General features: G+C 60.8%; 21 protein-coding genes. 8 read left to right on the forward strand and 13 right to left on the reverse strand.

Annotation, left to right across the window (positions count from 1 at the left end; genetic code table 11):
* Positions 1-19 precede the first annotated feature (19 nt).
* From AB0O81_RS12270 to AB0O81_RS12285, 4 genes are all read right to left on the reverse strand, one after another.
* A complete protein-coding gene (locus tag AB0O81_RS12270) occupies positions 20-1,081 on the reverse strand; it encodes a hydroxyacid dehydrogenase (RefSeq protein ID WP_363584652.1) in 1,062 nt (353 codons plus the stop codon).
* On the reverse strand, positions 1,078-1,983 hold the full coding sequence (locus AB0O81_RS12275; RefSeq protein ID WP_363584654.1) for a carbohydrate ABC transporter permease: 906 nt from the start codon (positions 1,981-1,983) through the stop codon (positions 1,078-1,080). Before AB0O81_RS12275 ends, AB0O81_RS12270 begins: the two co-directional genes overlap by 4 nt.
* On the reverse strand, positions 1,973-2,935 hold the full coding sequence (locus tag AB0O81_RS12280; protein ID WP_363584656.1) for a sugar ABC transporter permease: 963 nt from the start codon (positions 2,933-2,935) through the stop codon (positions 1,973-1,975). Before AB0O81_RS12280 ends, AB0O81_RS12275 begins: the two co-directional genes overlap by 11 nt.
* Positions 2,936-3,022: 87 nt before the next feature.
* On the reverse strand, positions 3,023-4,300 hold the full coding sequence (locus tag AB0O81_RS12285; RefSeq protein ID WP_363584658.1) for an extracellular solute-binding protein: 1,278 nt from the start codon (positions 4,298-4,300) through the stop codon (positions 3,023-3,025).
* Between the two features lie 110 nt (positions 4,301-4,410).
* Between AB0O81_RS12285 and AB0O81_RS12290 the strand changes: the two genes are divergently transcribed.
* Together AB0O81_RS12290 and AB0O81_RS12295 are read left to right on the forward strand one after the other, a co-directional pair.
* On the forward strand, positions 4,411-5,028 hold the full coding sequence (locus AB0O81_RS12290) for a hypothetical protein (protein WP_363584660.1): 618 nt from the start codon (positions 4,411-4,413) through the stop codon (positions 5,026-5,028).
* A 94-nt stretch (positions 5,029-5,122) separates the two neighbouring features.
* Entirely contained in the window at positions 5,123-6,496 is a 1,374-nt protein-coding gene (locus AB0O81_RS12295) for a sulfatase-like hydrolase/transferase (RefSeq protein ID WP_363584662.1), read from the forward strand.
* Between the two features lie 23 nt (positions 6,497-6,519).
* On the opposite strand, the gene AB0O81_RS12300 is transcribed toward AB0O81_RS12295, so the two are convergent.
* Complete coding sequence (locus tag AB0O81_RS12300; RefSeq protein WP_363584664.1) at positions 6,520-8,544, reverse strand: alpha-amylase family protein; 2,025 nt, start codon at positions 8,542-8,544, stop codon at positions 6,520-6,522.
* Positions 8,545-8,684: 140 nt separating this feature from the next.
* Positions 8,685-9,890: a GDSL-type esterase/lipase family protein gene (locus tag AB0O81_RS12305; protein ID WP_363584828.1), complete on the reverse strand. Its 1,206-nt coding sequence runs from the start codon at positions 9,888-9,890 to the stop codon at positions 8,685-8,687.
* 160 nt (positions 9,891-10,050) lie between these two features.
* Here AB0O81_RS12305 and AB0O81_RS12310 point away from each other — a divergent pair, with 160 nt between their 5' ends.
* Together AB0O81_RS12310 and AB0O81_RS12315 are read left to right on the forward strand one after the other, a co-directional pair.
* Entirely contained in the window at positions 10,051-10,995 is a 945-nt protein-coding gene (locus AB0O81_RS12310; protein WP_363584666.1) for a YHYH protein, read from the forward strand.
* A 3-nt stretch (positions 10,996-10,998) separates the two neighbouring features.
* Positions 10,999-11,619 (forward strand): DUF305 domain-containing protein, encoded by a 621-nt coding sequence (locus AB0O81_RS12315; protein WP_363584668.1) that lies wholly within the window; start codon positions 10,999-11,001, stop codon positions 11,617-11,619.
* Positions 11,620-11,677: 58 nt separating this feature from the next.
* On the opposite strand, the gene AB0O81_RS12320 is transcribed toward AB0O81_RS12315, so the two are convergent.
* On the reverse strand, positions 11,678-13,030 hold the full coding sequence (locus AB0O81_RS12320) for a CotH kinase family protein (protein ID WP_363584670.1): 1,353 nt from the start codon (positions 13,028-13,030) through the stop codon (positions 11,678-11,680).
* Positions 13,031-13,249: 219 nt separating this feature from the next.
* Between AB0O81_RS12320 and AB0O81_RS12325 the strand changes: the two genes are divergently transcribed.
* Positions 13,250-14,260 carry a LacI family DNA-binding transcriptional regulator gene (locus AB0O81_RS12325; protein WP_363584672.1) on the forward strand — a complete coding sequence of 337 codons (1,011 nt, stop codon included), beginning with the start codon at positions 13,250-13,252 and terminating at the stop codon, positions 14,258-14,260.
* A gap of 36 nt (positions 14,261-14,296) precedes the next feature.
* Here AB0O81_RS12325 and AB0O81_RS12330 read toward each other — a convergent pair whose 3' ends face one another.
* From AB0O81_RS12330 to AB0O81_RS12340, 3 genes are all read right to left on the reverse strand, one after another.
* Positions 14,297-15,058, reverse strand: a complete 762-nt coding sequence (locus AB0O81_RS12330) for a carbohydrate ABC transporter permease (protein WP_363584674.1) — start codon at positions 15,056-15,058, stop codon at positions 14,297-14,299.
* Between the two features lie 77 nt (positions 15,059-15,135).
* Positions 15,136-16,071 carry a sugar ABC transporter permease gene (locus tag AB0O81_RS12335; RefSeq protein WP_363584676.1) on the reverse strand — a complete coding sequence of 312 codons (936 nt, stop codon included), beginning with the start codon at positions 16,069-16,071 and terminating at the stop codon, positions 15,136-15,138.
* A gap of 78 nt (positions 16,072-16,149) precedes the next feature.
* Positions 16,150-17,406 carry an extracellular solute-binding protein gene (locus AB0O81_RS12340; RefSeq protein ID WP_363584678.1) on the reverse strand — a complete coding sequence of 419 codons (1,257 nt, stop codon included), beginning with the start codon at positions 17,404-17,406 and terminating at the stop codon, positions 16,150-16,152.
* Between the two features lie 200 nt (positions 17,407-17,606).
* Between AB0O81_RS12340 and AB0O81_RS12345 the strand changes: the two genes are divergently transcribed.
* Positions 17,607-19,211, forward strand: a complete 1,605-nt coding sequence (locus AB0O81_RS12345) for a beta-xylosidase (RefSeq protein ID WP_363584680.1) — start codon at positions 17,607-17,609, stop codon at positions 19,209-19,211.
* The gene (locus tag AB0O81_RS12350) at positions 19,208-21,223 is read left to right on the forward strand and encodes a DUF2264 domain-containing protein (RefSeq protein ID WP_363584682.1); all 2,016 of its coding nucleotides are present in this window, start codon (positions 19,208-19,210) and stop codon (positions 21,221-21,223) included. Before AB0O81_RS12345 ends, AB0O81_RS12350 begins: the two co-directional genes overlap by 4 nt.
* A 5-nt stretch (positions 21,224-21,228) precedes the next feature.
* Here AB0O81_RS12350 and AB0O81_RS12355 read toward each other — a convergent pair whose 3' ends face one another.
* From AB0O81_RS12355 to AB0O81_RS12365, 3 genes are read right to left on the reverse strand one after another with little or no spacing between them, the layout of a single operon-like run.
* Positions 21,229-22,182 carry a sugar kinase gene (locus tag AB0O81_RS12355; RefSeq protein ID WP_363584684.1) on the reverse strand — a complete coding sequence of 318 codons (954 nt, stop codon included), beginning with the start codon at positions 22,180-22,182 and terminating at the stop codon, positions 21,229-21,231.
* Positions 22,179-22,829 (reverse strand): bifunctional 4-hydroxy-2-oxoglutarate aldolase/2-dehydro-3-deoxy-phosphogluconate aldolase, encoded by a 651-nt coding sequence (locus AB0O81_RS12360; RefSeq protein WP_363584686.1) that lies wholly within the window; start codon positions 22,827-22,829, stop codon positions 22,179-22,181. The genes AB0O81_RS12355 and AB0O81_RS12360 overlap by 4 nt, the downstream gene beginning before the upstream one ends.
* A complete protein-coding gene (locus AB0O81_RS12365) occupies positions 22,826-23,920 on the reverse strand; it encodes a LacI family DNA-binding transcriptional regulator (protein WP_363584688.1) in 1,095 nt (364 codons plus the stop codon). Before AB0O81_RS12365 ends, AB0O81_RS12360 begins: the two co-directional genes overlap by 4 nt.
* A 281-nt stretch (positions 23,921-24,201) precedes the next feature.
* Here AB0O81_RS12365 and AB0O81_RS12370 point away from each other — a divergent pair, with 281 nt between their 5' ends.
* A complete protein-coding gene (locus AB0O81_RS12370; RefSeq protein WP_363584690.1) occupies positions 24,202-25,497 on the forward strand; it encodes an ABC transporter substrate-binding protein in 1,296 nt (431 codons plus the stop codon).
* The last annotated feature ends 38 nt before the right edge of the window (positions 25,498-25,535 follow it).

Genomic DNA, 25,535 nt, shown 5'->3' on the forward strand with positions numbered 1-25,535 from the left:
CAGCAATCAGCGGGTACCCTCACAGGCTGGTGTCGACCGGCGCGACGAACTCCTCGTCATGCAAGGCGCGTGCAACTTCTTCGACGACGTGCTGTCCCATCCGCCGCAGCTCGGTGCCCATCGATCCCGCCACGTGGGGGGTAATGATGACGTTCGAACAATCCCAGAGCGGGGAATGTGCGGGAAGTGGTTCGAACGGATCGGTCACGTCAAGGATGGCGTCGATACGACCCGACACGAGTTCGCGCTCAAGAGCGTCGAGATCCACGACACCACCTCGAGCAGTGTTCAGCAGGGTCGCCCCCGGCGCCATCACGGCGAGCTCTTCCGCCCCGATCATATGAGTGGTCTCGTCGTTCAGTGGCACGTGCAATGACACGACGTCGCTTGCCGCCATCACCTCGAGCAATGGCACACGTTCAACTCCGAGTTCCGCGACCTCTTGTTCAGTGAGGTACGGGTCGTAGACGAGCACTCGAAGTGCGAATGGTCGCAAGAGCTCGATGACATGACGCCCGATCTTCGACGCGCCCACAATGCCGACGGTCTGGCCGTAATTGCCAGCGTCTGGAAACGCGACTTCACGGTTGATCGCAGCCCGAGTATCGCGAAAGAGGCGTTGTGACTGGAACACCTGCTTGCACGAAAGCAGAATCATGGCCAGCGAGTACTCCGCGACGGGAATCGAGTTGACCTCGCCCGCGCTCGATAGACGAACTTTACGCTGCATTCGCGGCGACAACAGCGAGTGGGTCGCACCGCCGGAGTGCACGACGGCTTTCAGATTTGGCAGAGCGTCGGCCACCCGGTCGGTGAGAGGCGGTGCGCCCCACCCCGTGATCAGCACATCGATCTCGGCAAGCCGTTCGAGGGTCGCGTCATCCCACTCGGTGACAATCGGCAGCATTGCTTCGCCCGGTACGTCAGCAAGAAGTTCGAAATCGTCACCAAAGAGCCGCGTAGCAAGCAACTCCGAACCGAGGGCGAGAGCATAGCGACCCGCCGAAGTTGCGATTCGGCTATTGCCGCTCGACGCTGACTGTTTGACGCCTGCGCTCTCGGCGCTGCGCACGTCGGTCATCCCTTCAACCCCGAACTCGCCAGTCCCTGCACGAACTGCTTCTGGGCAAAGATGAACATGATGATCATCGGCACGGTCGCGAGCGTCGCGCCAGCCATGAGGTAGTTCCACTGCACGTTTAGTTCGTCCTGCGCGAAGATCGCGAGACCCAACTGCAACGGGCGCAGGTCGGGAGAGCTTGTGGCGATGAGCGGCCAGATGAACGAGTTCCACGACGCTTCGAACTGGAACACTGCGATCGTCACCAGCGCGGGGCGCACCAGTGGCAGCATGATGCGCGCAAAGATTCCGTACTCGCTGACCCCGTCGATGCGTGCCGCTTCCGCTAGCTCATCGGGCAATGACGTGAAGAACTGGCGTGACAAGAAGATGAAGAGAGGGCCGACCGCGAGCGGCACAATCAGACCCCACCAGGTATCGAGCCAACCGCTACCACCCTGGCCGAAGATGTCGTTGCCGCCGAAGAGCGGAATCTGCTTGACCACCAAGAAGAGAGGAACGATGACCACTTGGAACGGCACCATCAGAAGCAGAATCACGTAGCCAAGCCAGTACTTCGCACCCGGGATCGGCAGCTTGGCGAGTGCGTAACCCGCGGCCGTGGCGAACACCAGCGTCAAAAGCGTCTGACCGACGGCCAGAATAAAGCTGTTTCGGAAGTAGTCGACAAACGGCGCGGCCGTCATCGCGTCGACGTAGTTCTGCCAGACCAACTCCGTGGGCAGCCATGTGAACGAGTTGACTTCAGCCGGCGACTTCAGCGATGTGAGCACCATCCAAATGAACGGCAACACCATGGCGAATGCTGCAACTGACAGCACGATGTAAAAGAGCGCGCGAGCGAGACGGGCGCCCGGTGAGCGTTTCTTGGTACTCGGGTACCGAATGACCTCAGTTGTCATCAGCACTGCTCCTTTGCAGGCGCAGACCCGCCGCGATGAAAATCGCGATCAGAATGAACAGGAACACCGACTCGGCGGAGGCGTAGCCCAGGTCAAGCTTCGAGAATGCGTTCTGATAGATGTCGAAGACGAGCACGCGCGTTGCGTTAGCGGGACCGCCCTGGGTAGTGACGTAGACGAGATCGAAGACCTGGAACGACGCGATGATCGATGTGACAAACACGAAGAAGTGAGCCGGCCCAAGAGCGGGCCATGTGACGTTCCAAAAGGTCTGCCATTTGTTTGCGCCATCGAGCTTCGCAGCCTCGAGTTGCGCAGGGTCGACACCTTGGAGGGCGGCCAGGTACAGCACCATCTTGGTGCCAAGGCCTTGCCAGATGCCGATCATGGCCAGACTTGCGAGCGCCGTGTCAGGTGACGTGAGCCAGCGACCGGGCGGCAGCCCGAAGAGCCCCAAAATTTCGTTCGCGAGTCCATAGCTCGGGTTCAGAATCCAGAGCCAGACTGTGGCGATTGACACCGTTGCGGTCACAACGGGCACGTAGAACATCACGCGATAGATAGAACGTCCGCGAATAGCCATGTTGAGTGCCAGTGCGATAACGAGAGCCAGCCCCATCGCAAAGGGGACGACCATGATCGTGTAGATGATCGTGTTGACGACCGAGACTCGGAAGTCAGGATCCTGCACGAGCTCTACATAGTTGGCGAAGCCGATGAACTCAGGATCAGCGAAGAAGCCGTAGTCGGTGAAGCTCAGGACGAATGCCAGCACGAGCGGCAGTCCCAAGAAGAGTGAGATGTTGAACAATGCTGGTGCCATCAGCACGTATCCAGCGCGACGCTGCGCGCGCACCATGCCTGAGTGCTTGCGCCGGCGCGGGGGGCGGGAACTCGCCGAACGACCCGATGATTCGTCTGCGGTACTCGACTTGTCGATGCTCATCGTCATCGCGAGCCTCCTTGTGTTGTCATCCGAAGACTGCCGGGGGTCAGAACCCTAGGGCTCTGACCCCCGCGGTCTTTGAACTGGTTCGGATTACTCGGACTCAGCGGCCAGGTATTCGAGCACTTCGGCCGACGTAGCTTGCTCAAGCAGCGCCTTGTCAAGCTCTGTGTTCCAGGTGTCGCGAATGTCAAGCCAGTTGGCTGCGCCGCCCTCGAAGATGACGTACTCAAGGTTGTCGTAGACGAAGGTGCTCGCCGGGTTGCTCGTCACAGCGTCAGCATTCTCAGCTCCTGCGATTGCGGGAACTGCGAAGTTCATCGCGGCCATGGCTGATTCAGCCTCAAGCGTTGACATCGCTTCGATGAAGGCCCACGATGCCTCGGGAAGGTCGGTGCCTGCACCGATCGATGCGACCTGGCCGCCAGTGAACAGCACCTCGCGCTCATCGGCGACGTTGAAGAAGACCATGTCATCGCACACTTCCTGCGTGACTGCTTCGCAGTCAATGTAGCCGCCCACGAAGCCCATGGCAGCTTCGCCGGAGTACATCAGCGGAGAGCCAGATGAGGAAGACTGACCGTAGTCGATCACGTTGGCGTCGTTGATCATGTCATCGATCCAGTCAAGCGCTTCCGCACCCTCTGGTCCGTCAAAGCCGGGAGCACCGTCTTCGTAGAGGTCAGGGCCAAGGGCGCCAAGCATGGTGGTGTACGAGTGGCGGTAGTTGCTGGGGCTCGCCCAGAAGTCGAAACCTACGCGCGAAATCGTGCCGTCGTCTTCGCGCACGGTGAGCGCCTCGGCAGCTTCGCCCAGCTCCGCGAGCGTCTGCGGCGGCGAGTCGGGGTCGAGGCCCGCTGCTTCGAATGCCGAACGGCTGAGCGCCGCCGGCTTCGCCCCCATGATCAAGGGGTAGGCATAGACATCACCGTCGTACGTGACGGCTGGCAGCACTGCCGGGTTGGAATCAGCGGCGACCGTGTCTTCGGTAACGCCGAACTCGCCGAGGTCGAGGAAGGCACCTTGCGATGCGAACGGGGGCACCCAGCCGATGCCGGTGACGAGAACATCGTAGGGCTGACCGCCAGCGAGCGATGTCGAGATCTTCTCGTTGAGGTTAGCGAACGTGGCGAAGTCTGCTTCTACCTCGACGCCCGGGTACTCCTCTTGAAAAGCAGCGACGACCTCGTCGAACGCTGCAGTGCCTTCGTTGCTGGCCGGGTAGCTGGGCGTGAGCACCCGGATGGTGCCTGTTACTTCTGTGGGGTCTTCCGAAGCAGCGTCTTCGCCGCTTGATGAACACCCTGCGACAACCAGTGCGACCGCACCGATAGCTGCAACTGCTGCAATGGACCGTGAGCGAATTTCCACGAGAACCTCCTTGTGACTGCGTGGTGGGGAATGCGATTTCCATCACCATACGGAAAGCGCATACCGTATGTCAATGCCCTGTGATCGATTCGTGATGCAAGACTGGTGAAATGACTGCGGCGACGCCACCCCACTCCCCGAAGCGGGCACACACGATCGTGGGCATGCTCACGGTGATTGGTGACATGATCATGATCTCACTGGGTCTGCTTGTGCTGCTTCTCGGCGTGGTCACTGCGGCCCCAGCTGCAGCAGCAGCAATCGATGCGCGAGCACAGGTGAGTACGAGTGGCCCTTCTACCCCGATCGCAACCCTTTTCCGCGGGACCGGTGCGCACTTTCGCACGCTCTGGGCGGTGGGCCCGATCGCGATAATTGTGGGCATTTTCGGCTGGATTAGCACGGCATTCTGGCTCGTCGCGCCCGCACCATTGAGCGTCATCATGATCGCAGTGGTGCTATTCATCATCGTCGCGTTCGCGATGATCCTCTTCGCTCTGCCGAGTGCCGCGACGGCGGGAATCAGTCGGCGCGAAACCTTGGTTCGCGCCGTGCAGTTGGCCGTGCGACGGCCATTCGTGAGCGTTCTGGCGCTCGCTGCCGCTGTCGCTGCGGTCATTTTGGCGGTGTATCTGCCCACGGTGGGAATCGTCGCCATCGGCGGCGCGCTCGTCGAGATCTCATGGCGTGCATGGGGGCGCCCTGCCCGCCAATCCGTCGGATGGTAATCGCTTTCCATTTCTTCGATCTCATGTCACCCTGGAGGGCATTCACCCGCCTCTAGCGCGCTCGGCGGATGCCTTCGAAAGAACAGGACCCCCAATGACTCGTCTTCCAAACATCATTCAGATCGTCGTCGACGACATGGGTATCGGTGATCTGTCGAGCAGCAACGGTGGCGCCTCGGCCACACCCACCCTCGACCAATTGGCAACGGACGGACTGTGCTTGACCCAGCACTATTCGGGCTCGCCGGTGTGCGCCCCGGCCCGAGCGGCGCTCCTGACCGGGCGTTACCCGCAGCGTACGGGCGTGATTGACACGATGGAGGCACGCGGGACCGACCGGCTTGCCGTCGGTGAGCGCACCATGGCAGAAGACCTGCGCGGACTCGGATACGCAACTGGACTTGTGGGCAAATGGCACAACGGCGCATTCGACGTAGCGTTTCATCCCACCCACCGAGGCTTTGCCGAGTTCGTCGGCTTTCAAGGGGGATGGCAAGACTACTGGGACTGGCGGATCGAGAAGGGCGGCTCCCGGCTCACCGGTGACGGCCGACACCTGACCGCGGTCTTCACAGCCGAGGCCGTCGACTTCGTCAGTCGACATGCCCACGAACCGTTCTACCTGCACCTCGCTTATAACGCTCCGCACTTTCCCTTGCAAGCGCCCGAGGGTCTCATCGAACGCTTCTACCGAGAGGGTGAGGTGTCGCGCGCGGTAGCGACCATCTATGCCATGCTCGCGATGGTCGATGATGGCGTTGATGCGCTCCTGCAGCACCTATCGGCACTAGGACTCACGAACAACACCATCGTGATGTTCACCAGCGACAATGGCCCCGACCTTCACGGTGAGGGCGAAGATTCGACCCACCGATTCAACGAAGGACTGCGCGGCTCGAAGACCTTCGCGTTCGAAGGTGGCATCAAAGTGCCGATGATCATGCGGTGGCCAGATGGTCTTGACGGTGGCGTCGTTCGCGATGACCTGATCCATTTTGTCGATTGGATGCCCACCCTGCTCGAAGCTGCCGGTGCACCCGCCTCACGAGCACAGCTCGACGGCGTGAGCCAACTGCCGGCGCTCCGAGGCGAAGCAGCAGAATCGCCCGTGCGCTTCTGGCAGTGGACGCGATACACGCCGCTCGCTGAATCGAATTCCGCCGTGCGCGACGGCGACTGGAAGCTGGTGTTTCCGCCGTGGGAGAAAACGCTCGATGCCCTCCAGAGCGACCTCGACCGCGACGCTGAAATCAAGACTGCCGAAGAGGCACCCCAAGAACTCGACAGCTCACCCATTCCACAATTCGCACCCCCGGAAGCATCCACCCCTATGCTCTTCAACCTTCGCCGCGACCCCGGGGAAACGCAGGATGTATCGGGCGAAGAGCCTCATCGCGTGAGGTCTATGACGAACGCGCTGCACACCTGGTTTGACGACGTGGAAGCAACGCGTCACGCCCACGGATGAATGCGGTTGCTGGCACGGGCTCTCTAGTCCACGACGACGAGGGTGTGGCCGCTCGAAAACGACACATCGAATTCGACGTAGCCGTCGACAAAAGTGAAGGCGACCTCACCACCGTCGAGCGGCCGCTTTACGGAGGTCGGCCGAGTTTCTGAGCGCACGCACACGGTCAGATCGATCACGGGCACGGGCTCGCGCACCGTCTCGATCTCTGACATCGAGCGGCGCGCTGGCAGGAAGCTAATCAGGTGGACAAGCTTCGATTCCTGTGTCGCATGCAGCGCAACTTCGAGGTGGCTCGGAGCGTTCTTGACCCGCACTGCCGGTGTCGGCAGAATGGCCCGCAACGCCGCCACCGCGAGGTGAGAGTACTCGGGCACGCCGAGCTCGCCGTAAGCCTCGAGCAGTGGAAACAGCACGGTGGCAACTTTGCCGTTCACCACGACAGCCGGATAATCGGTCGCCGTTCCCGCGGGCGTGTACTCGTGACCGCTGAAGGTGCTGGCTGTTCGATCGAAGAAGGGTTCGGTGACCGTCGCGAGCACCTGCGCACCTTCTGCAACTGTCGCTCGACGAATGGTGCTGGGCGTCACAAAGTCGAAGTCAGGAAGACCGGACAAGGCCAGGATTGGTCTGAAGAACTCTCGTGCGAAACCCTCCGCATCACTGAGAGTGAGGCCTTGATTCTTCGAACTCCAATCATCGTCGGATTGCTCCACACCTGAGAACAAGACCGATCCACCCGCTGCGAGAAACTCATCGAGCGTTGCGCGCATTTCGGCATCGAGGCGAACGCCAGACAACACGACAATTGCGGCGTAGCGCTGCCAATCGGCTCCTGGAGCGACGAACTCGAAACCCAGGCCCATCTCGCCGAGCACACGAAGAGCGCCCAGGCCACCCGCAGTAGGTGCGTCGACCTGGTGAACGTCGGTACCGGTCGGAACTGGGCGAACGACCCCCACCTCGACGACGCGGTCGTAACCCTTGGTCGCATCCTGGACTTTTTCGACATAGCGAAACGGGCCCTGAAGCCTCGCGGTCACTGCTTCATGCGAGCGGCCGGAAGCCGGCAGGGAATCCCCGATGCAGATTCCCATACCGAGAGAGACCATCTGCATCGCTTCATACATGAGCGCCGCTTCAGGGTGGATGCTGGCGCTGTCTCCCCAGCTGCCGAAGAAGCGCCCCATCATGCCCAGCGCTCGCGGCTGGACGGGCAACACATTGCGCGCCACATAGGGCGCGTATGCGTACCCCCACCCACCGGTCGGCAGCGCCTCGACCTCGTCGTGCGTGCAGAACTCCTTCTCCGCCGCCAGGTGCAGGCGCGGGCGGGAGTTGAAGAAGATGCTGCGAGCGCGACCATCGTGCCCCACGCCACCTGCCACCATGTCTCGGTATCGCGCCATGTAGTCATGCGAGACTGCCTGTGCGGCACGGCCCCGATCTGCTTCTTTGTCGGGATCGAGTCCCAGCCTTCGCACCGCCTCGCGGAAGCTGGGCGAGAACCCAGGCTGGTCGAAGCAGATGTCGTAGAAGAATCCGTCAGCGTCTGGAAACTGCTCAAGCACATCGGTGATCTGATCGGCGAGATAGTCGCGGTACGGACTCGTCATGTCAAGGATGTGCCACCCGGGAACGCCGTGGCTGTCGACGCGCAAGAGTTCGCGTCGTTCGTCGAGCGCAACCCAGTCCGGCCGCATCGCAGCCGCATGCTCATCGAAGAGAACACTGAGATAGATCGGAGTGCGAATGCCCTTCGTGCGGAGCGCTTCAACCTGTTCTCGCAACAGGTTTCGTGAGCCCAATCCTGGGTGGCGCTCAGGGCGGTCAGTGTCGTAATACAACTGACCGTGGTGGCACTTTGCGAAGAGCGTGACAGAGTCAACGCCGAGACGTTCAAAGCGGTCCGCAAACTCGATCGCATCGAACTCATTGCCTACGGGCTGGATTAGCGGCGAGGTATGAAAGTCAAGGTGAACCGACCGCCGAGGAAGAAAGGGATCTTCACGGGCGGCGACCGCTGACTGGGGCGCTGCGTCACGCATCGAGACAGGTCCTATCTGACGCTCGACAGTGCGAGGTCGGTCAATCTAAACATTGGATGTTTTACGATGTCAAAGCCCAGAATTCGCCAATAGCGATCAAATCCCGCGGCTTCGTCGCCAAAAGCGTCGGATGACTTGTCTTAGTCCATGCGAGTTTGCAGCTCGACGGCAGGCATCCAGCCATCCTCACCGAAGGCGGCTGACACGAAGCGTTCGGCGATCAGGGTGTTGACATCGTCAGCGGGATGAAGGTTGTCGGGCATCGGTAGCCGAGCATTGTCGGCGACCCCGTAGAGCTGCAAGCCGTCAAGGTAAGCCAGGTGAGGGTCCGTTGCGGCGCGCGCAGCGACGATCTCCTTCAGCTCACGACGAATCACCTCAAGGCTGAGCTTTCCCTCGGCAACTTCGCGGGCTTGGCCTGAGGTCACCGTCCACGACGATTCTCCGGCCCCTTGACGTAGCGTCGGGCCTGGAACACTCTCGACAGGCGGGCAGCAGATTGGTGAAATGACCAGAATTGGTGTGTCTGGCTGTCCCTCCCGAATGGTATCGAGGAAGCCGTGCACAGCGCTGCGAAAAACCCGCAGGCGCATGCTGTCGCCGTTGACGATATTGATCCCGAGCTTCACGGTGATCACATCTGCCGGCGTATCGCGAATCGTGCGTGCGGTTGATTGATCAAGCACCGCGTTGCCGGTGTACGACAGGTTCACAAGGTCGAGGGCGCACGCCTGAGCGACCTGCGCTGGCCACGTCTTCGTGGTTCTAGACGCCACATACCCGTGACTGATCGAACTGCCGTGGTGCACCCATCGCGGACGGGTGCGGTCATCAGCCACCGCCACCACCGGCGCGTCCGCACTGAACTCACGCAATTCGACTTCGTCGGAGTAGGGCAGCCACAGCTCGTAGTCGCGCTCGACTCCGTCAAGGGCGAAAGCCAAACTCACCTCGTCGCCAGCGATCGTTTGATCCAGCGCTCGGTTGGCAAGTACGACCCGTGCGCCATCCAACGATGAAGCGACACTCACTACTTCGCCGTCGGCGCAGATGTCATAGAGAGCGGGCGCCAGAGGGGCGTCCACAGAATCAGCGAGTTTGGTGGCGAACACCCTTAGCTGCACGCGGGTCGCGGCCGTGCGAAATGCCAGTCGCACTCCCGTCGATTGCACCATGGCCGCACGCATGAAGTCGTCAACGATTCGTTCTGACGCGGGCTGCAAGAACCTTCGGGGAACGACCCCTTGCGCGGTTTCTTCAATCCACACAGCGCCGCGCACAGTGACTGGTCCGTCTCGCAAAGGCACGTTGATCAACTCGCGCTTCGACTCGCGCGATACCGACATATTTGTCACCTGACATCCTCCACACTGATTCTTTGCCAGAGCCTTCATCCAATCATGGGATGAATCTCGTCACCGGCTCTGCCTGAGGTGCGGCGAATGGAGCAGGCGCATAGGCGGCGTGAGTATGCTGACCGCGAGCACCTACCCGAAGGGTCTTTCAGTGAATATTCCACCAATCCGTCACGCGCGCACCGCCTCCATTGCGGCAATGGCAACTCTTGCGCTGCTCGTTTCAGGATGCGCCGCTGCGACGACAGCAGATTCCACAGCAGAGCCCACAACCGACGTGTCGGTGGAAGAAACAGCAATGCCCACCATCGAGGTCGAGACTGCCGCTGGCCCGATCACCGGCGACTGCGATTCCATGGCGGCGACGTTCCGCGACGTGACGTCAGCGAATGCCGCTTTGCCCGACCCCTCCCTCACCGCGTCGTGTGACGGTGATTCGCTCGTAGTGGTCACCAATTCGATCCCCGACTACGTATATGTCGCAACGACTCCCGGATCACCCTCTGAGGACGAAAGCACATACGTGCTTCCCGAGAGCCCGGTGGAAGCAGCAGACCCTAGCCCTGACGACGTGCCCCGGCTTGGTTCCATTGCGGTAGCCGTCAACGGAGTGCCGATCTACGGCCCCACAGAAGGAACGGGCGGAGATGTGCTCTCTCTCGCCGGCGCGCTGTCTGAGTGTGGCAGCCACAACGGCCCCACCGCTTTTCATATGCACCTGTTCGGCTGGGCTGAGGGCGTCGACTGTCTCTATTCCGCCGAAGAGGTCGAGTCCGGTGATCCGACTCTCGTTGGATGGGCTGCTGACGGGTACCCCATCATGTCGGGACTCATCTGCGATGACGACGAGTGTTCGTCGATGACTCAACTCGCCAGCAGTTGGGAGCTCACCGATGAAAGCCTCTTCGCGACGGACACCTGGGCTGCGCACAGCTATGTCGAGGGCTCGGGGGATCTCGACCAGTGCAATGGCCGAGTCGATAGCGATGGACAGTACCGCTATTACACGACCCCGACATTTCCCTACATCTTGGGCTGCTATCACGGTGAAGTCAGCGAAGACGCATTACCTCGCCTCGGCGGGGGCCAGGGCTAGCGCGTGAGGCACGATTTGTCAGCGACTCGCGTCACCAGCCGTCGCGGCTTGTTCGTAGGTTCGGCAGCCGCGCTCGTTGGTGCGGGGCTCACCGCCTGCACGACGAGCACTACCGTCGCGGCTGAAAGTGCCGACGCCCCCAACGAGGCAGACATCGGCTTCTGTACCGATATGGCCTTCCACCATGAGCAGGCGCTCGCAATGTGCCAACGCGTGCTGGGCAGCGACACGGGCGGCTCCGTGCAGAACTCAGCAGCAGAAATACTGCAGAACCAGTCCTACGAACGCGGACTCCTGCACGCCTGGCTCGCGAGCTGGGGTCAGAGCACAGCTCCACCGTCTGAAGTCATGGGTTGGATGGGAATGTCAATGCCCGCCGAGACGATGCCCGGTCTCGCAAGTGCTGACGAGATGCGCGCTCTTGCAGAACTGACTGGCATCGACAAGGGTCGCGAGTTTCTCGTGCTCATGCGCACACATCATGTGGGCGGCATTCATATGGCCGATATGGCAGTCGATATGGCTGCCATATCGCGCGTCAAGACGATAGCGCAGCAGATGTCAGCTCAGCAGTCCTACGAGATCGCGATGTTCGACTCTTTGCTCGAGACGACATACGCATAGTCGCACCCGTTACACGAAAGTGGGCGTCCCCCTCTGGGACGCCCACTTTCGTCTGAATTCAGCTAGCTAGTGGAAAGTTCTGCATGACGCTCGCCGCTTCTTCAGCCACAACGGTCGATGCCACCAAGCCTGATGCGTCGGCTGTGAGCACCTCGCTCCACTCGTCAAGCGCTGACTGGGCAAAACCAGAGGTGAACAGCAGTTCTGAGAGTCGATCGAGTTCGGCTTCGTAGGCCGCCGAAAATTCGGTGTTCTCGAGAAAACGCTGCGAAAGGATGTTGCTCCCCTGCGCGCCGCCGCCAGCGCCCTCTACGGTGTCACCGCCCTGTGCCGATGCATCCGCGGGGGGCTCGGGCAGTTCTCTGGCCGACGGCAACCCGCCGGGCTGTCGCGCCCCGGCAGCGTCGTTGTTCGTGACGCCGAACGAGAGGTTGAGGTCCCACGACACAACTGTCATCAAACCGGTGTCGCCGTCGTAGGCAAGATACGAGTTGTTACCGGGCCCATCAATATCATCGAAGTTGCCAACGAGCTCTTGAAATGCGAGGTAGGTGGCGAAGGATTCGACATCGAGCCACTGATCAAGCTCCGCTGCAAACGTCTCGTCATCTGACGCGTTGATGAACTGCAGAAATGCCGTAAGGGGTTCGAGATCGTCGTCCCCTGCCTCCTGGTCAAATGCTTCGTCGTACTGGGCGGGATCATCCCCGCGGTACGAATAGTCCCCACCGGACTCGGCCTTGTAGAGCGCATCGGCGTTGTCGAACTCGCGGTCAGCCCATGAATTGTTGGGATTCTCTATGACAAGCCGAAGTGAGCTTTCGCCATCGATCTCAAACTCGACGGCCACAGCCTGCTCGGCGGCGAGGCCGCTCGCTTCGAGCAGCTCGAGAGCGAGAGCCTCATTCAGAGCCGTCTCAGTGGCATTGCCCCGCACAACGAACTCGGTTGCTCCGTCATAGTCCTGGTCGTCGACAAACTTGTCGAGATTGATAATCCAAGGCAAAGAGGCCGGGTCTTCGGCGCTGAGCTCGGCGTCCGCATCGGTGGACAACCCTCGCAGCGACGAGTTCCCCTTCAGCTTGAGACCCGCGTTCTCGATGACTGTGCCGTCGATCACGACGGTCGCGGAGATCCACTCCTTTTCTCCGGTGCCGAGATAGGTTTCGATCATGGCGTCATAATCGGCGTCGTTAAAAGAGAGCGAGATCGAGTGCGTCTGGGTGGAGTCCCAGAACACAGATGTTGCCGCATACGCAGTCTCGGCGAGCACCGCTTCTGCCTCAGTAGTATCGGCATCAGCGAAGGTCGAGGTGCCCGCCACGTTAGCGTTCGCGACGAGAAGACCGCCGACGACGACAAGGCCCGTGCCTGCGACCGCTAGTGGTATCCACTTTTTCTTGGGAGTCATGGTCCTACTGGAACGTACGGGGCTGGGTGAGCTGTAGGTGTGGGCTGGATTGGATCGAGCATGCATCGATGAATTTGCTATGCGATACCAGCGCATCTGCTTTAATCGATTAACAGAAACTTTCGCAGGTGCGGTGGTCAAGCCCGCTGACGCCGTTGTCAGTTGATTCGGCCCATTTGAGCGCACTACGATCAAGAAACGATGGACGGGGCTGTCACAGTGACGAAGACGAGACGCGCCATGGCGGAGCGACCGCAACGCGTGACCATCGCCGATATTGCCAAGCACGTCGGCGTGTCTACCGCCACTGTCTCGTATGCGATCAACCAACCCAGCAGGGTTTCCGCCGGTGTCGTTCTGCAAGTCAACGAGGCAATCGCGCTACTTGGATACCGCGGCAATGCTGCCGCCCGACAACTCCGGGTCGGACGTAGCGAAGCTATCGCGCTTATTGTGAATGACGCGTCGAACCCTGCCTTTACCGCGTTTGCTGCCGCCGCTGAGACCGAGGCAGCGCTGACAGGTCGATTCATTTTGCTGGCCAACAGTTCCGACGATCCCACTCGCGAGCTCGCTTACCTCAGGTTCTTCGAGTCACAACAGGTGGGCGGTATCGTGCTCGCCCCGGTTGGCGAGGTGCCCGAGGAACTCTCCGAGATTGCGAACCGTGGTACCCCCGTAGTTAGCCTGGGCAACCTAGGTGGTGCATCGTCAGTGCCTTTCGTGAGCGGCGATGATCATGCCGGAGGGGTCGTGGCGATGAAGCACCTTATTCACCTGGGGCGGCGCACACCGTTGTTTGTCGGTGGCCCGTTGCCGCAGTTCCGCTACCGACACCAGGGTGCTGAACAGGTCGCCGCAGCCGCCGGCCGCGTCCTTGAATCGCACGCCTTGGCGGCTGCGACTGTCAAAGAAGCTTTTCGTGCGATCAGCGCAATGCCACTAGAGCAGCTACTCAGCTTCGATTCAGTGTTCGCGGGCAATGACCTGCTCGCAATTGGCGTGCTCCACGCGCTTCATGATCGCGGCGTACGCGTTCCTGAACAAATCGCGGTGATCGGGTACGACGACATTGAGTTCGCCGAGCTCGCGATCGTTCCCTTGACAACTGTTCGCCACGACGCGGCGGCGATGGGCCGTGCAGCTATCCGAACGGCAATCGGTCCGAAGGCAACGACGAGCCAGACGTACCCTCCGCAGCTCGTTGTCCGACGCTCGACTGTCAGCTGACAGGAGGCCTCGCCGTCAGCTGACAGGGAGTGCTCGCTATTTGACCGCCCCTGCGTAGAGACCGTTGATGAAGTACCGCTGCGCAAACATGAACAACGCCACGACGGGAATCGACATGATCACGACTCCGGCCATGATGTTCCCCCAGTCGGCCAAGTACTGCTGTTTGAAAACGAGAATGCCAGTGGTGAGCGTTCGCTTGCTGGGGTCAGAAAGAAACAACAGCGGAACTAGGTAGTCGTTCCAGATCTGCACGCCCTGCAATACCCAGAAGGTCGCGATGGCGGGCCGCGATAGCGGCAGATACACCGACCAATACATGCGGAAGTAGCCCGCGCCATCAAGCACACCTGCTTCGACGATCTCTTGCGGCATCTGCCGCATGAACGCTGCGATGAGAAACACGCCGAAGGGTATCGAGGTGGCTGCATACACGGCAATGACGCCGAGGTAGGAGTCGATGAGACCAAGATCTCTGACCACCTTGAACTGCGGTATCACCGCGAGCTGCAGTGGCAGGAAGATTCCGGTCGCGATCAGCAGGTAAATGATCGAGCTCACGCGACTAAACCGCGTCACCACGGCATAGCTTGCGAGGCTTGCAGCGAATGTCGCAAGGGTCATGCTGCTGAGCGTGAGCAGCAATGAGTTTCCGAACAGCTGCGCGAAGTTTCCGTCGACCCACGTTGTTGCGTAGTTGTCGAGCGTCCAGGTGTCGGGGAGCCCGGTCGGGTTCTGCACGACTTCCTCGTTTGATTTAAACGAGGTGATCAGAATGATCACAAGCGGGTAGGCCATCAAAGCGCACAGGATTAGAAGCAGCATCTGTCGAGGGATGCGCTTGATCCCGCGAAAGGAGGTTCGCACGGTAGAGGTCACTTTCTCGCTCCGGACTGATTCGCGTTGAGTTTGTTCTGCACGAAGGCGACTCCAATCAGCGCCACGAGCACGAATACGGTGAGGGCTGCCGCGTACCCGAATTGATTGCGCACGAATGCTTCGTCGAACGTGCGAGTCATATAGAGCTCCGTTTGCCCTCCTGGACCGCCCTGTGTTAGCAGATAGACGGTGTCAAACGCACGTAGGGCGCCGTTCACCGCCAAAACCGTGGCGAGCCCAATCGTCGGCTTCATCATCGGCACTGTGATGTGCCTCAGAACTTGCCAAGGCGACGCACCGTCGACGCGCGCAGCCTCTACGACGTCTTGTGGGATAGTGCTCAGCCCCGCGAGAAAGATGACGATCGAATAGCCGATATTTCGCCAAAGATCAATCGCTATAACCGTATAGAGAGCGAGGTCGTAGTTGCCCAGCCAGTCTTGCGCCAGCAGGTCAAGCCCCAGTTGCCGCAACGTGGTGTTGATCGTTCCGGAGTTCGGGTCGAGCATGAACGACCATGTAAAGACGACAGCGACGGGGCTGATGATGATCGGCACGAAGAAGATCGCGCGGTAAACGTTGACTCCACGAACCTTTCCCGACAGCAGTACCGCGATGAAAAAGGCCAACACGAGTTGCACGACAACGTAGAAGAACGCGTAGATTCCGGTGTGCGCGAATGCTTCGTGCAACTGTTCGTCTTGGAACGCTCTGAGGTAGTTGGCGAGACCGACGAAGTCAGCGGGCCCGGCAAATCCGCTGAAATTGGTGAAGCTATAAACCACCACTTGCGCGACAGGGTACAGCGAGAAGATCCCAAAGATCAGCAGTGCGGGAGCGACCGCCAGCCAGAAGAGCCACTTGACCGAGATCGATCGGCGTGGCGCCTTCACGGGCGCAGCTAGATCGGGCCTGGCGACATCAATTGCCACGATTCATTCCTCATCTCATCAGCGATCGGGAGGATGACGCAGCACGCCATCCTCCCGTGATCAACGTCTCGCCATTGACTAGCCGTTGGCGATTGCGTCTGCAGTTGCCTCGTCCATCGCCTTCAAAACGCTCGCCGGGTCGGTCCGCCCAGCGGTGAGATCCTGCACCGCGGTGGTCATTGCATCCTGAACTCCCGGCAGCCAGAAGTCGCTCGGGGTGGGAACAAACTCGACACCTTCCCACGCGGCCTGCATCGTCGGGAACAACGGGTCGATGCCAGTCACATCGACTCCGTCCTTGACGGGGAAGGACTTGAGTGCGGTGAGAACCTCGGTGTAAGGCTCATCGGAGTACAAATACTCCACAAACTGGTTCGCTGCGTCTTCAGTTCCGTTCGTCGCACTGACCGCCAACTGAATGTTGTAGCTACCCCAGATCGCGGGCACATCATCGTCGGTGGTCGGGAAAGTCACGTAGCCCACATCCAGCGAAGTATCGCGGACTTCGGGAAGAATCCAGCTCGCCGGGAACATCGCCACCTCACCTTGCACGAAAGCAGCCTGCGCCGCTTCCTGACTCGTGCCCAGCGGGTCTGCCATGTAGTAAGGAATCATCTCTTCGTAGATTTCCAGAGCCCTTAACCAACCATCGCTATCGCTGAATGTGGTCTCGCCAGCCATCACTTCGGCGTTGAACTCAGGATCGAGAAAGTCAACATTCTGAGCACTGGCGTGGTACAGCACAAACACGGGCCACCAGGCATCCTGGGCCGACATGGCGAGCGGCGTGATGCCCGCATCAAGCAGCTTCTCGCTTGCCTCGAGCAACTCAGTGTAGGTGGTCGGCGGGGTAGCTCCTGCTTCTTCGAAAAGCGCGGTGTTGTAGATGAGTCCTTCGCCGGAACGGTTCAAGGGGAACGCATAGGTGCTTTCGCCACTCTTCGCCGATGGTGCGTTCTGCGCCGCGTCGGGGAGTTCCTGGAACCACTCCTGGTCATCGACGGCAGCCAAGTAGCCGCCTTCAATGTACTGCGGCGTTTTGTCCGGCTTGACGCCGAACACATCGGGGCCGTTGCCGCCGGCGAGGCGCGTATTGAGAATGGTGTCGTAGTCGCTCGTGTTCAACGTCTCGACTTCGACCACGATCTCACCATCGGTCGATTCAGAGAATTCAGCTGCCACGGATTCGAAAGCTTCGATCGATGCGGCACCGTTGTCCCAGATCATGAATTTGAGGGTGGTCGGGTCATCAGACGAGCTGCCTGCGGTGCAGCTTGCGAGAACGACCATCGCTGCCGCCGTGACGGCGGCGACGAATGTGAGTCGCGTTTTCACTATGGAGCTCCCTTGCTCTTGCAACGTCATGTGCGACGCTGCTGGTTGGGTTGGGGGGTGTGCCTATCGCTTGTGAATCGATTAGGTTTATGATTTCTACCACGGCTCAACTCATGACCACAAGTCCTCCGGCACTTCACCGACGGACTCTTTGGGCGTGGGAAAGCGATTACCATCATAGAAACGAACCGAAGGGCATCATGACCAACGAGGGTCTGCAACTCAGCGACGGAAACATTCACACGAGCGCACGCGCTGCGGGAACGTCGATCTCGCATCATTGGAGCCGCGTGGCTGGCGCCGGGCGCGCGAATGAGGGGTTGCGTGCCGACTGGCAAAAGCAACTACGCGAGGTTGTTGAGGTTCAGGGATTTGAATACCTGCGTTTTCACGGGCTCTTCCACGACGACATGTTCGTCTATCGAGAAGACGAAACAGGCGCGGTCACCCCCTCGTTCCAGTACGTCGATGCGCTTTTCGATGCGTTGCTCGAGATCGGCATCCGCCCGTTTGTAGAGTTCGGGTTCATGCCCCGCGAGATCGCGGTACACACTGACACCCTGTTCTGGTGGCGGGCGAACGGAACCCCACCCACCGACTACGACAAGTGGGAACAGCTGGTACTGCGCACCGTCGAACACTGGCGAGACCGCTACGGAATCGAAGAGATCCGCACCTGGTATTTCGAAGTGTGGAACGAACCAAACCTTGCGCCCTTCTTCAGAGGAACGCGCTCCGAATACTTTGAGATGTACCGACGCGCGGCGCGCGCGGTCAAGAGCGTCGACCCGCAACTGCGAGTCGGCGGACCGGCAACCAGCAACTTCGTGCCAGATGCGCGTTTCGACGGCGAAACCGAAGACACCAGCCAGCACGCCGCCGTGCTCGCAGCCGACGATCTGTCAGCACTCGATTGGAAACCTGTCTGGCTCGCGGAATTTCTCGCATTCACCGAAGCCGAGAATCTGCCGGTCGACTTCGTCGCCGCGCACCCTTACCCCACCGACTGGGCGCTCGATGAGCACGGTCAGGGCGCAAAACTCACCCGCGACGTGAATGCGACCGCCCGCGATCTGCAACTGCTGCGAAAGCTGGTTGACAACAGCGCCTACCCCGATGCCGAGATTCACCTCACCGAGTGGTCATCGTCATCGAGCTCACGCGACCGCACCCACGATCATCTGCAAGCCGCAACATTCGTGCTCAAAGCCAACCTCGACACGATCGGACTGGTCGATTCGCTGTCTTACTGGGCGTTCACCGACATCTTCGAAGAAGCCGGCGGTGGCCAAGAACCGTTCCATGGCGGATTCGGCCTCGTGAACCATCACGGCATTCCCAAGCCGACCTACCACGCATACCGCTTCCTCAATGCGCTCGGTGACGAACTGCTCACCAGATCTGACGCGGGCGCCATCACACGGCGCAGCACCGACGGCAAGATCATCGGTGCCATCTACCACTACCCCGAAGAAGTCACTCTGACCGTTCCCGCATCGATTGACGTGTGGGACATCGCCGAACGCACGCTCGCTACCGGTACACCACGAACGATCTCGTTGCGCGTCGAAGACCTAGCGGACGATGCGCAGTTCACGCTGGAGATCGTCGACCACGAGGCAGGCAACGCGCTGCCCGCGTGGAAGCAGCAGGGAAAACCACTAAACCTCAGCCGCGCCGAACAGGCAGCAATCGATCACGCTGCGCGGACTCTGCGCGTCGAGCACCACATTGCCGTCAACGGCGTACTCACGCTCAACGTCACCCTGCCACCCTGGGGCATCGCCCTACTCACACAGGTATGACGGCGACTTCCGATGTGGGGTTGCCGCCATTCAGCACAAATGGGCTCAGCCTCGCATTGCGCGTCACGCCGCCCGAGGACCGCACCCTCAGCCCGTTCACCGGTCTCACTCGAGAGCACTGGGTGGCGACGGCAAACGATCTCCTCGACTCGGCCGCACGGTTCCGCTCGAGTTCCGGATCTCGCTACGCCTTTCCAGGTCGTCCCTCGCGTCAAGGAACTCTCGTCGATGGGCTGGAGGGCTTCGCCCGCACATTCCTGCTCGCGGCTTTTTTGAGCATCGGTGAACCGGGCGAGGCGTCGCAGCGGCACCTCGATCGGTATGTTGCGGGGCTGATCGCTGGCACTTCGGCGAACGGTGATTCGGAATGCTGGCCTCCCATCGGACACGTCGAGGGCTCGGGGGGTCAGGCTCAGGTCGAAGCAGCAAGCATTGCGCTCAGCCTGCATCTGACTCTAGATACAACCTGGGCCCGCCTGACGCCCGCTGAGAAAGACGCGGTCGCGAACTGGTTGCGACCTGCGATCGACAAAGAAACTTCTCCCAACAACTGGTATCTGTTCGGGGTGACCATCGCAGCGTTCCTTGAAGCGGTGGACCGCGGCGACGCCCAGACCCGTGCGACCATCGACCGCGGACTCGACTTGATCGAAGACTGGTATCGCGGCCGCGGCTGGTACAGCGATGGCGACGGCGAGGCGTTCGACCACTACGTTGGCTGGGCCCTGCATCTCTATCCGATGCTCTACGCGCGCCTCAGCGGCAATGGCGACCTGCTGTCGAAGTTCGGCGAGCGCCTGCGCGAGTTTCTCGAGCCCTTCTCGCACACCTTCGACCGCAACGGCGCTCCTCTCTATATGGGGCGTTCTATGACATATCGCACCGCAACGGTCGCAGCGATATCGCTGGGCGCGATCACAGGTCACACGCCGTTGAGCCCCGGCCAATCGCGACGGATCGCGTCGGCGAATCTGCGCTACTTTTTCGAACGCGAAGCAACCACCGACGGTGTGTTCAACTCGGGTTGGCACGGTGCACATGAGGCAACGTTGCAGCGCTACTCGGGCCCGGGTTCGCCCTTTTGGGCGTCGAAGGGGTTTTCAAGCCTGATGCTGCCGGCGCAGCATCCATTTTGGACTGACACCGAGTGCGCGCTACCCGGCGACACCGCAGACTTCATCGATGCCATAGCACCGGTCGGGCTCATGGTTCAGGCGACGGCAGCTGACGGAATTGCCCGCGTGCACAACCACGGCAGCGACAACATCAAGCCCCACGACCCAGATGCCGGTGCACCCGATCCGCTATACGCGCGCTTCGCCTATTCCACACGCACCGGCCCGACCGCGCTGCACAATCCCAGCGACAATGACTTTCAGATCCAGTACCGCGATGTGTGGAGCGCACGCCGACGCATCCACAACGCAGGATCCGGCGCGAACTGGATCGCCTCATGGCATCATCCGCGCTTCCCGAAGTTCACTCCACTGCCCGCGAGCGACGATGCCGGCCACGGCTCGCTGTTCCCATCCGCGCGCGTGCAATCTGTCACGGTTGCACAAGGAAACCTCGAAGTACGAATTCACCGCTTGCGCTTCCCGCCGCCCTCAAGCCCGGTTCGCGTGTCTGGGTGGGCGCTTGCTGACGCTCGACCTGAAGATATTCGGCAGACAATCACCGGCAACTCGTCTCAGGTACGCAACGCCGAGGGACTCAGTTCACAACTGCTGGCACTGCACGGCTTCGCCGAGAACGCGAGCGCTTCTGCCGCTTCGTGGGGTACCGCATTTGGTCGCTGGGCGATGCTGCCTGAGTTGCACTCGAGCACACATGAGTCGCTTTTCGTGTATGCAGTCTCGCTATCTGGGTCAGCCGACGCGTTGCCTCTCCAGAACAGAGTGCGCGCAGACGTGACCGGTGCGCTTGTTACTGTCGAGTGGCTCGAGCACGCCAGCGCGACCGCAATCAATCTCGATGACCTCGACTGGGGCCATCGTCGGCCTCTCTGTTAAAGGCCTCAGCGCGCGACTGGATCGTCGGGGCTAAGCAAGCGCAGCTCATCACGACGGGGAGCACCTTCCCAGTCTCCGGGCGAGAGGCAGGCGAAAGCACCGACGGCGACGGCTGTCTCGAGCCTCTGCTCGATGGATGCTGCAGCGAGCAGTTCCGCAAGGTACCCCGCGACGAACGCATCACCCGCGCCTACAGTGTCTACCGGGTCGATGTGAACCGCGTCACGCGACGTGATCTCACTGTGCGCGAGGGTAAGCGCACCCCGCGAACCGAGCTTTATGACGACCTCTGAAGGCCCACGTGCTGCGAGCTCTCGAGCAAGCTGCGCGGGCGCAGCGTTGTGCCCTAGGGCGATCGCCGCTTCATCATCACCTGCGAACAGAACGTCGACGAGCGGAAGGATAGCCGCGTAGAACTCGTGCGCACGGGCAGCCGACCACAGCGTGCTGCGGTAGTTGAGATCGAAAGAGACTCGCACGCCGGAATCTTTGGCGGTGCGGGCAGCCTGCAGTGTCAGTTCAGCCGCTGACGCCGATAGCGCAGGGGTGATCCCTGTCAGATGGAGCAAAGCGGCGGAGCGGATGACGTCCTCGTCAAGATCGTCCGGAGTGGCCCGCGACGCCGCGCTGCCGGCGCGATAGTAAGAGACCCGCGTCGACGTCGGTGTGCGACGCTCCTTAAGCATCAGTCCGGTTGGCGCCCCGGCATCACGAGACGCGACGACCGTGACACCTTCCGCGCGAATCTCTCGTTCAACGAGGTCGCCAGCAGAATCGGCCCCGAGTTTACTCATCCACACCGTCGGCACGCCGAGTCGTTGCAGACCAATAGCAACGTTGCTCTCAGCCCCGCCGATACGCACTGTCATCGACGAAGCGTGTTGCAACGCGCCCACAGACGGTGTGGCCAGCAGCATCATGCTCTCGCCGAAAGTCACAACCGGTCGCTGATCTGTCATCGCGGTACTCGCGCCTGGTCAACAACGGCGACCGTGCGGCGAATCCGCTCTCGCAGTGTGTCGGTCGATCCGCCACGCAGGGCGTCTCCGAGCAGAGGTGAGCCGAGACTGACCGCCGCCGCGCCCGCACGCAGCCAGGGTTCAATTTCATCGAGACCGATTCCGCCCGATGGCACGAACTCGAGGTGAGGGAACGGTCCACGCAGATGTGATCCAAACGATGCCCCCACAGTGCCTGCGGGAAACAACTTGACCGCTGTCGCTCCGGCTTGCCACGCGGCATTGACCTCGGTGGGAGTCATTGCACCCGGAAAGACCGGAACGTCTGCCGCTACTGCGCGCTTGATGATCTCGACGTCGGTGACGGGAGTGACGAGGTAGTCAGCGCCAGCGGCGATCGCCGCGTCTGCCTGCTCCACAGATGTGATGGTGCCGATCCCGATGTCTGCACGCCCAGCGGCAAGCTCACGCAACTGGGGCAGGTGAGCGAGCGTGTCGGGTGTTGTCAGGGTCGACTCAATCGACACGACGCCTTCATCGATTAATACCTGCACCACAGGGGCATAGGCCTGCGCTCGATCGGCGCGCAGCACCGCCACAATCGGCATCTGTCGAAGCCTCGCCGGAATCTCTGACCGCGTGTTCATCGTGCACCTTCCACTGCGTTCGCAACCTCATGTTCGTTTCTTGCCTTCGGCGGCCTCGTGGACTCGCGCACGACGAGCTGAGGACGAAGAAGCACAGAGCGTCCGACTTCGCTACCGGCGCCGCCGTCTTGAGATACTGCTTCTTCCATGGCCAGCGTAGCCATGCGCTTGATCGGCTGCCGGATGCTGGTGAGCGGGGGGTCATAAAGATCCGCGAGGACGATGTCGTCGAAGCCGATGATCGAGACGTCTTCGCCCACTTTCAGCCCGAGGTCTCTCAAGCCACGGCAGAATCCAAGCGCGGTCATGTCATTGATCGCCACAACCGCAGTGGGACGTGCGGCGTCGCCGGTGAACAGATCGTGCGCAGCTTTTCTCCCCACTTCTGCCGCCTCCACGTCGCCAAAAGGCAGGGTTTCGAATCCCGTCCACATCGGCATGTCACTCACGTCCAGACCCGCTTCTTCTATCGCGGAACAGAATCCGCGATAGCGGGCAGCACGGTTGACAGACTGGATAGATCCTGAGACGAACGCGATCTGGGTGTGGCCGAGTTCGAGCAGGTGGGATGCTGCGAGGTACCCGCCGACATGGTTGTCGATGCTGACACTCACGACAGATTCTGGGTCGCCCGGCTGGGCAGGGCGGTCAAACGTGACGAGTTGCAGACCTTCATCGATGACGTTCGAGATGTAGTCAAGCGAAGCAAGCGAGGTGCACAAAATGATGCCTCGCACGCCGTCTTCCCAGAGTTCTTCGACGTAGCGCCGCTCGCGATCGGGGTCTCGTTCACTGTTGCACAGCAGCACGCTCGAACCGGCTGCCACTGCGGCCAGCTCGATCTCGCGGGCGAACGCGCCCCAAAAGGGGTTGCCCACCGAGGGCACCACAAGACCGATGGTCTGGGTGCGCCCGTTGCGCAGTTGGCGAGCTGCGCGGTTGGGTCGGTAGCCGAGCTCGGCAATCGCTTTGTCGATGCGCTCTCGCGTGGCTTGCACCATGCGGTCGGATCGACCGTTGAGCACGTTGGAGACAGTGCTTGCGGATACACCAGCGGCCTTCGCCACTTGCTGGATGGTTACTTTCGCCAAACCGCATCTCCTTCGATCGGTGTCATGAACAGCATACTACGGAAGTGGTGTAACGATTTACTAACTCGACACTAGATTTCACCGTGCAATAGCCGCGCGAATTCATGAGTTTCCGATAACCACATGATTTCACGGGTTGACTCGGCCCCAGAGGTCGTTTATGTTCAGTGCATCGTTACACCGCTCCCATCGCGCAAGATCCCCTCGGAAGCGGAACGCGAGACGAAGTCGTCCTCGTGAGGCAGAGTCGCCATCCATCTGTAACAACCGAAAGGACCAACATGAAGTCCCCCACTGTTGTCCGCGCCGCCGGCATTGTTGCCGTCACCGCGCTCACCGTTGCTCTCGCAGCATGCTCATCCGGAGACACCGATGCTTCGGTCGACCCAGACGAGGTCAGCGGCGAGATCACGTTGCTCACCCCGATCTTCGAGGGCTCGCCCGGACAGGAGCTTCTTGAAGGGGAGTTGCTGCCCCAGTTCTACGAGGAGTACCCCAACGTCACCGTGAGCGTTGACTACACCACCTACGGAAACCTCAACGAGAAGCTGACGACCGCTGTGGTCAGTGGTCTGGTTCCCGACGTCATGATGATGGGCGTGGGTTGGATCGAAGGCTTTGCTGACAAAGGCATCCTCGCTGACCTCAGCGAAGGCGGCCTCACCGAAGAATCGCTCAAAGAGACGTACACCGACGAAATCGTGGAAGCCGGCATGTGGGATGGCAACGTGTACGCCGTTCCAATCATGCTCGACACGCGATTCGGGGTTGCTCGCATGGACATCCTCGAAGAGGCAGGCTACGACGCTCCCCCCACCAGCTGGGACGAACTGATCGAGATTGCCGAGGCGACGACCGTTCGCGAGAGCAACGGCAAGCTGACGCGCGCTGGCTTCGACATGATGTCGCTCGACGCGCGACAGGCATACTTCACCATGCTGTTCTCAGCCGGCGGCGAAATCTTCAACGAAGACAACACCGTTCCCGAGTTCAACGGGCCTGAGGGCGTCGCCGCACTGCAGCTCATGACAGACCTGGTCAACGAGTACGAGGTCGAAGACATCGGCTTCGCCTCGACCGACGACATCGTCAACCCGCTGATCAGTGGCCGCGCGGCCATGGGTATCGCTCACAACAATCTGTGGACGCAGACCCTTGAGGCCGATCCTGAGATGGTCGACAACCTCGAGCCGTTCATCATCGAGGGCGCCGCGCCCGGCATGTTCTTCGGCGGCACGCTGGCCACCGTGTCGAACAACTCGCAACACCCCGAAGCGGCGCAGGCACTCCTCGAGTTCCTCTCGAGCCCCCACGCAGCACTGGCAGCGAACGAACAGCGAGGCAACGTGCCTGCTCTGCTCGACCTGCTCGAAAGTGACTACGTGCAGTCGAACCGTTTCGTGCAGTTCGCGATGGAGAACCTCGACGTTGCACAGCGCGAGGGCGGCCCCGCCGCCTGGCTCGAAGTACGCGGTGACGTCGCTCCGGCAGTACAAGAAGCACTGCTCGAGCAGAAGACACCGCAAGAAGCACTCGACGACCTGGCTGCGTTGATGCAGACCGCCATCGACCGCTGATCCCGAAGGTCTGGTCGGGCGGTGCCCGCCATCGCCCG

Source organism: Microbacterium sp. NPDC076911, from assembly GCF_040687125.1.
Taxonomy (GTDB): Bacteria; Actinomycetota; Actinomycetes; order Actinomycetales; family Microbacteriaceae; genus Microbacterium.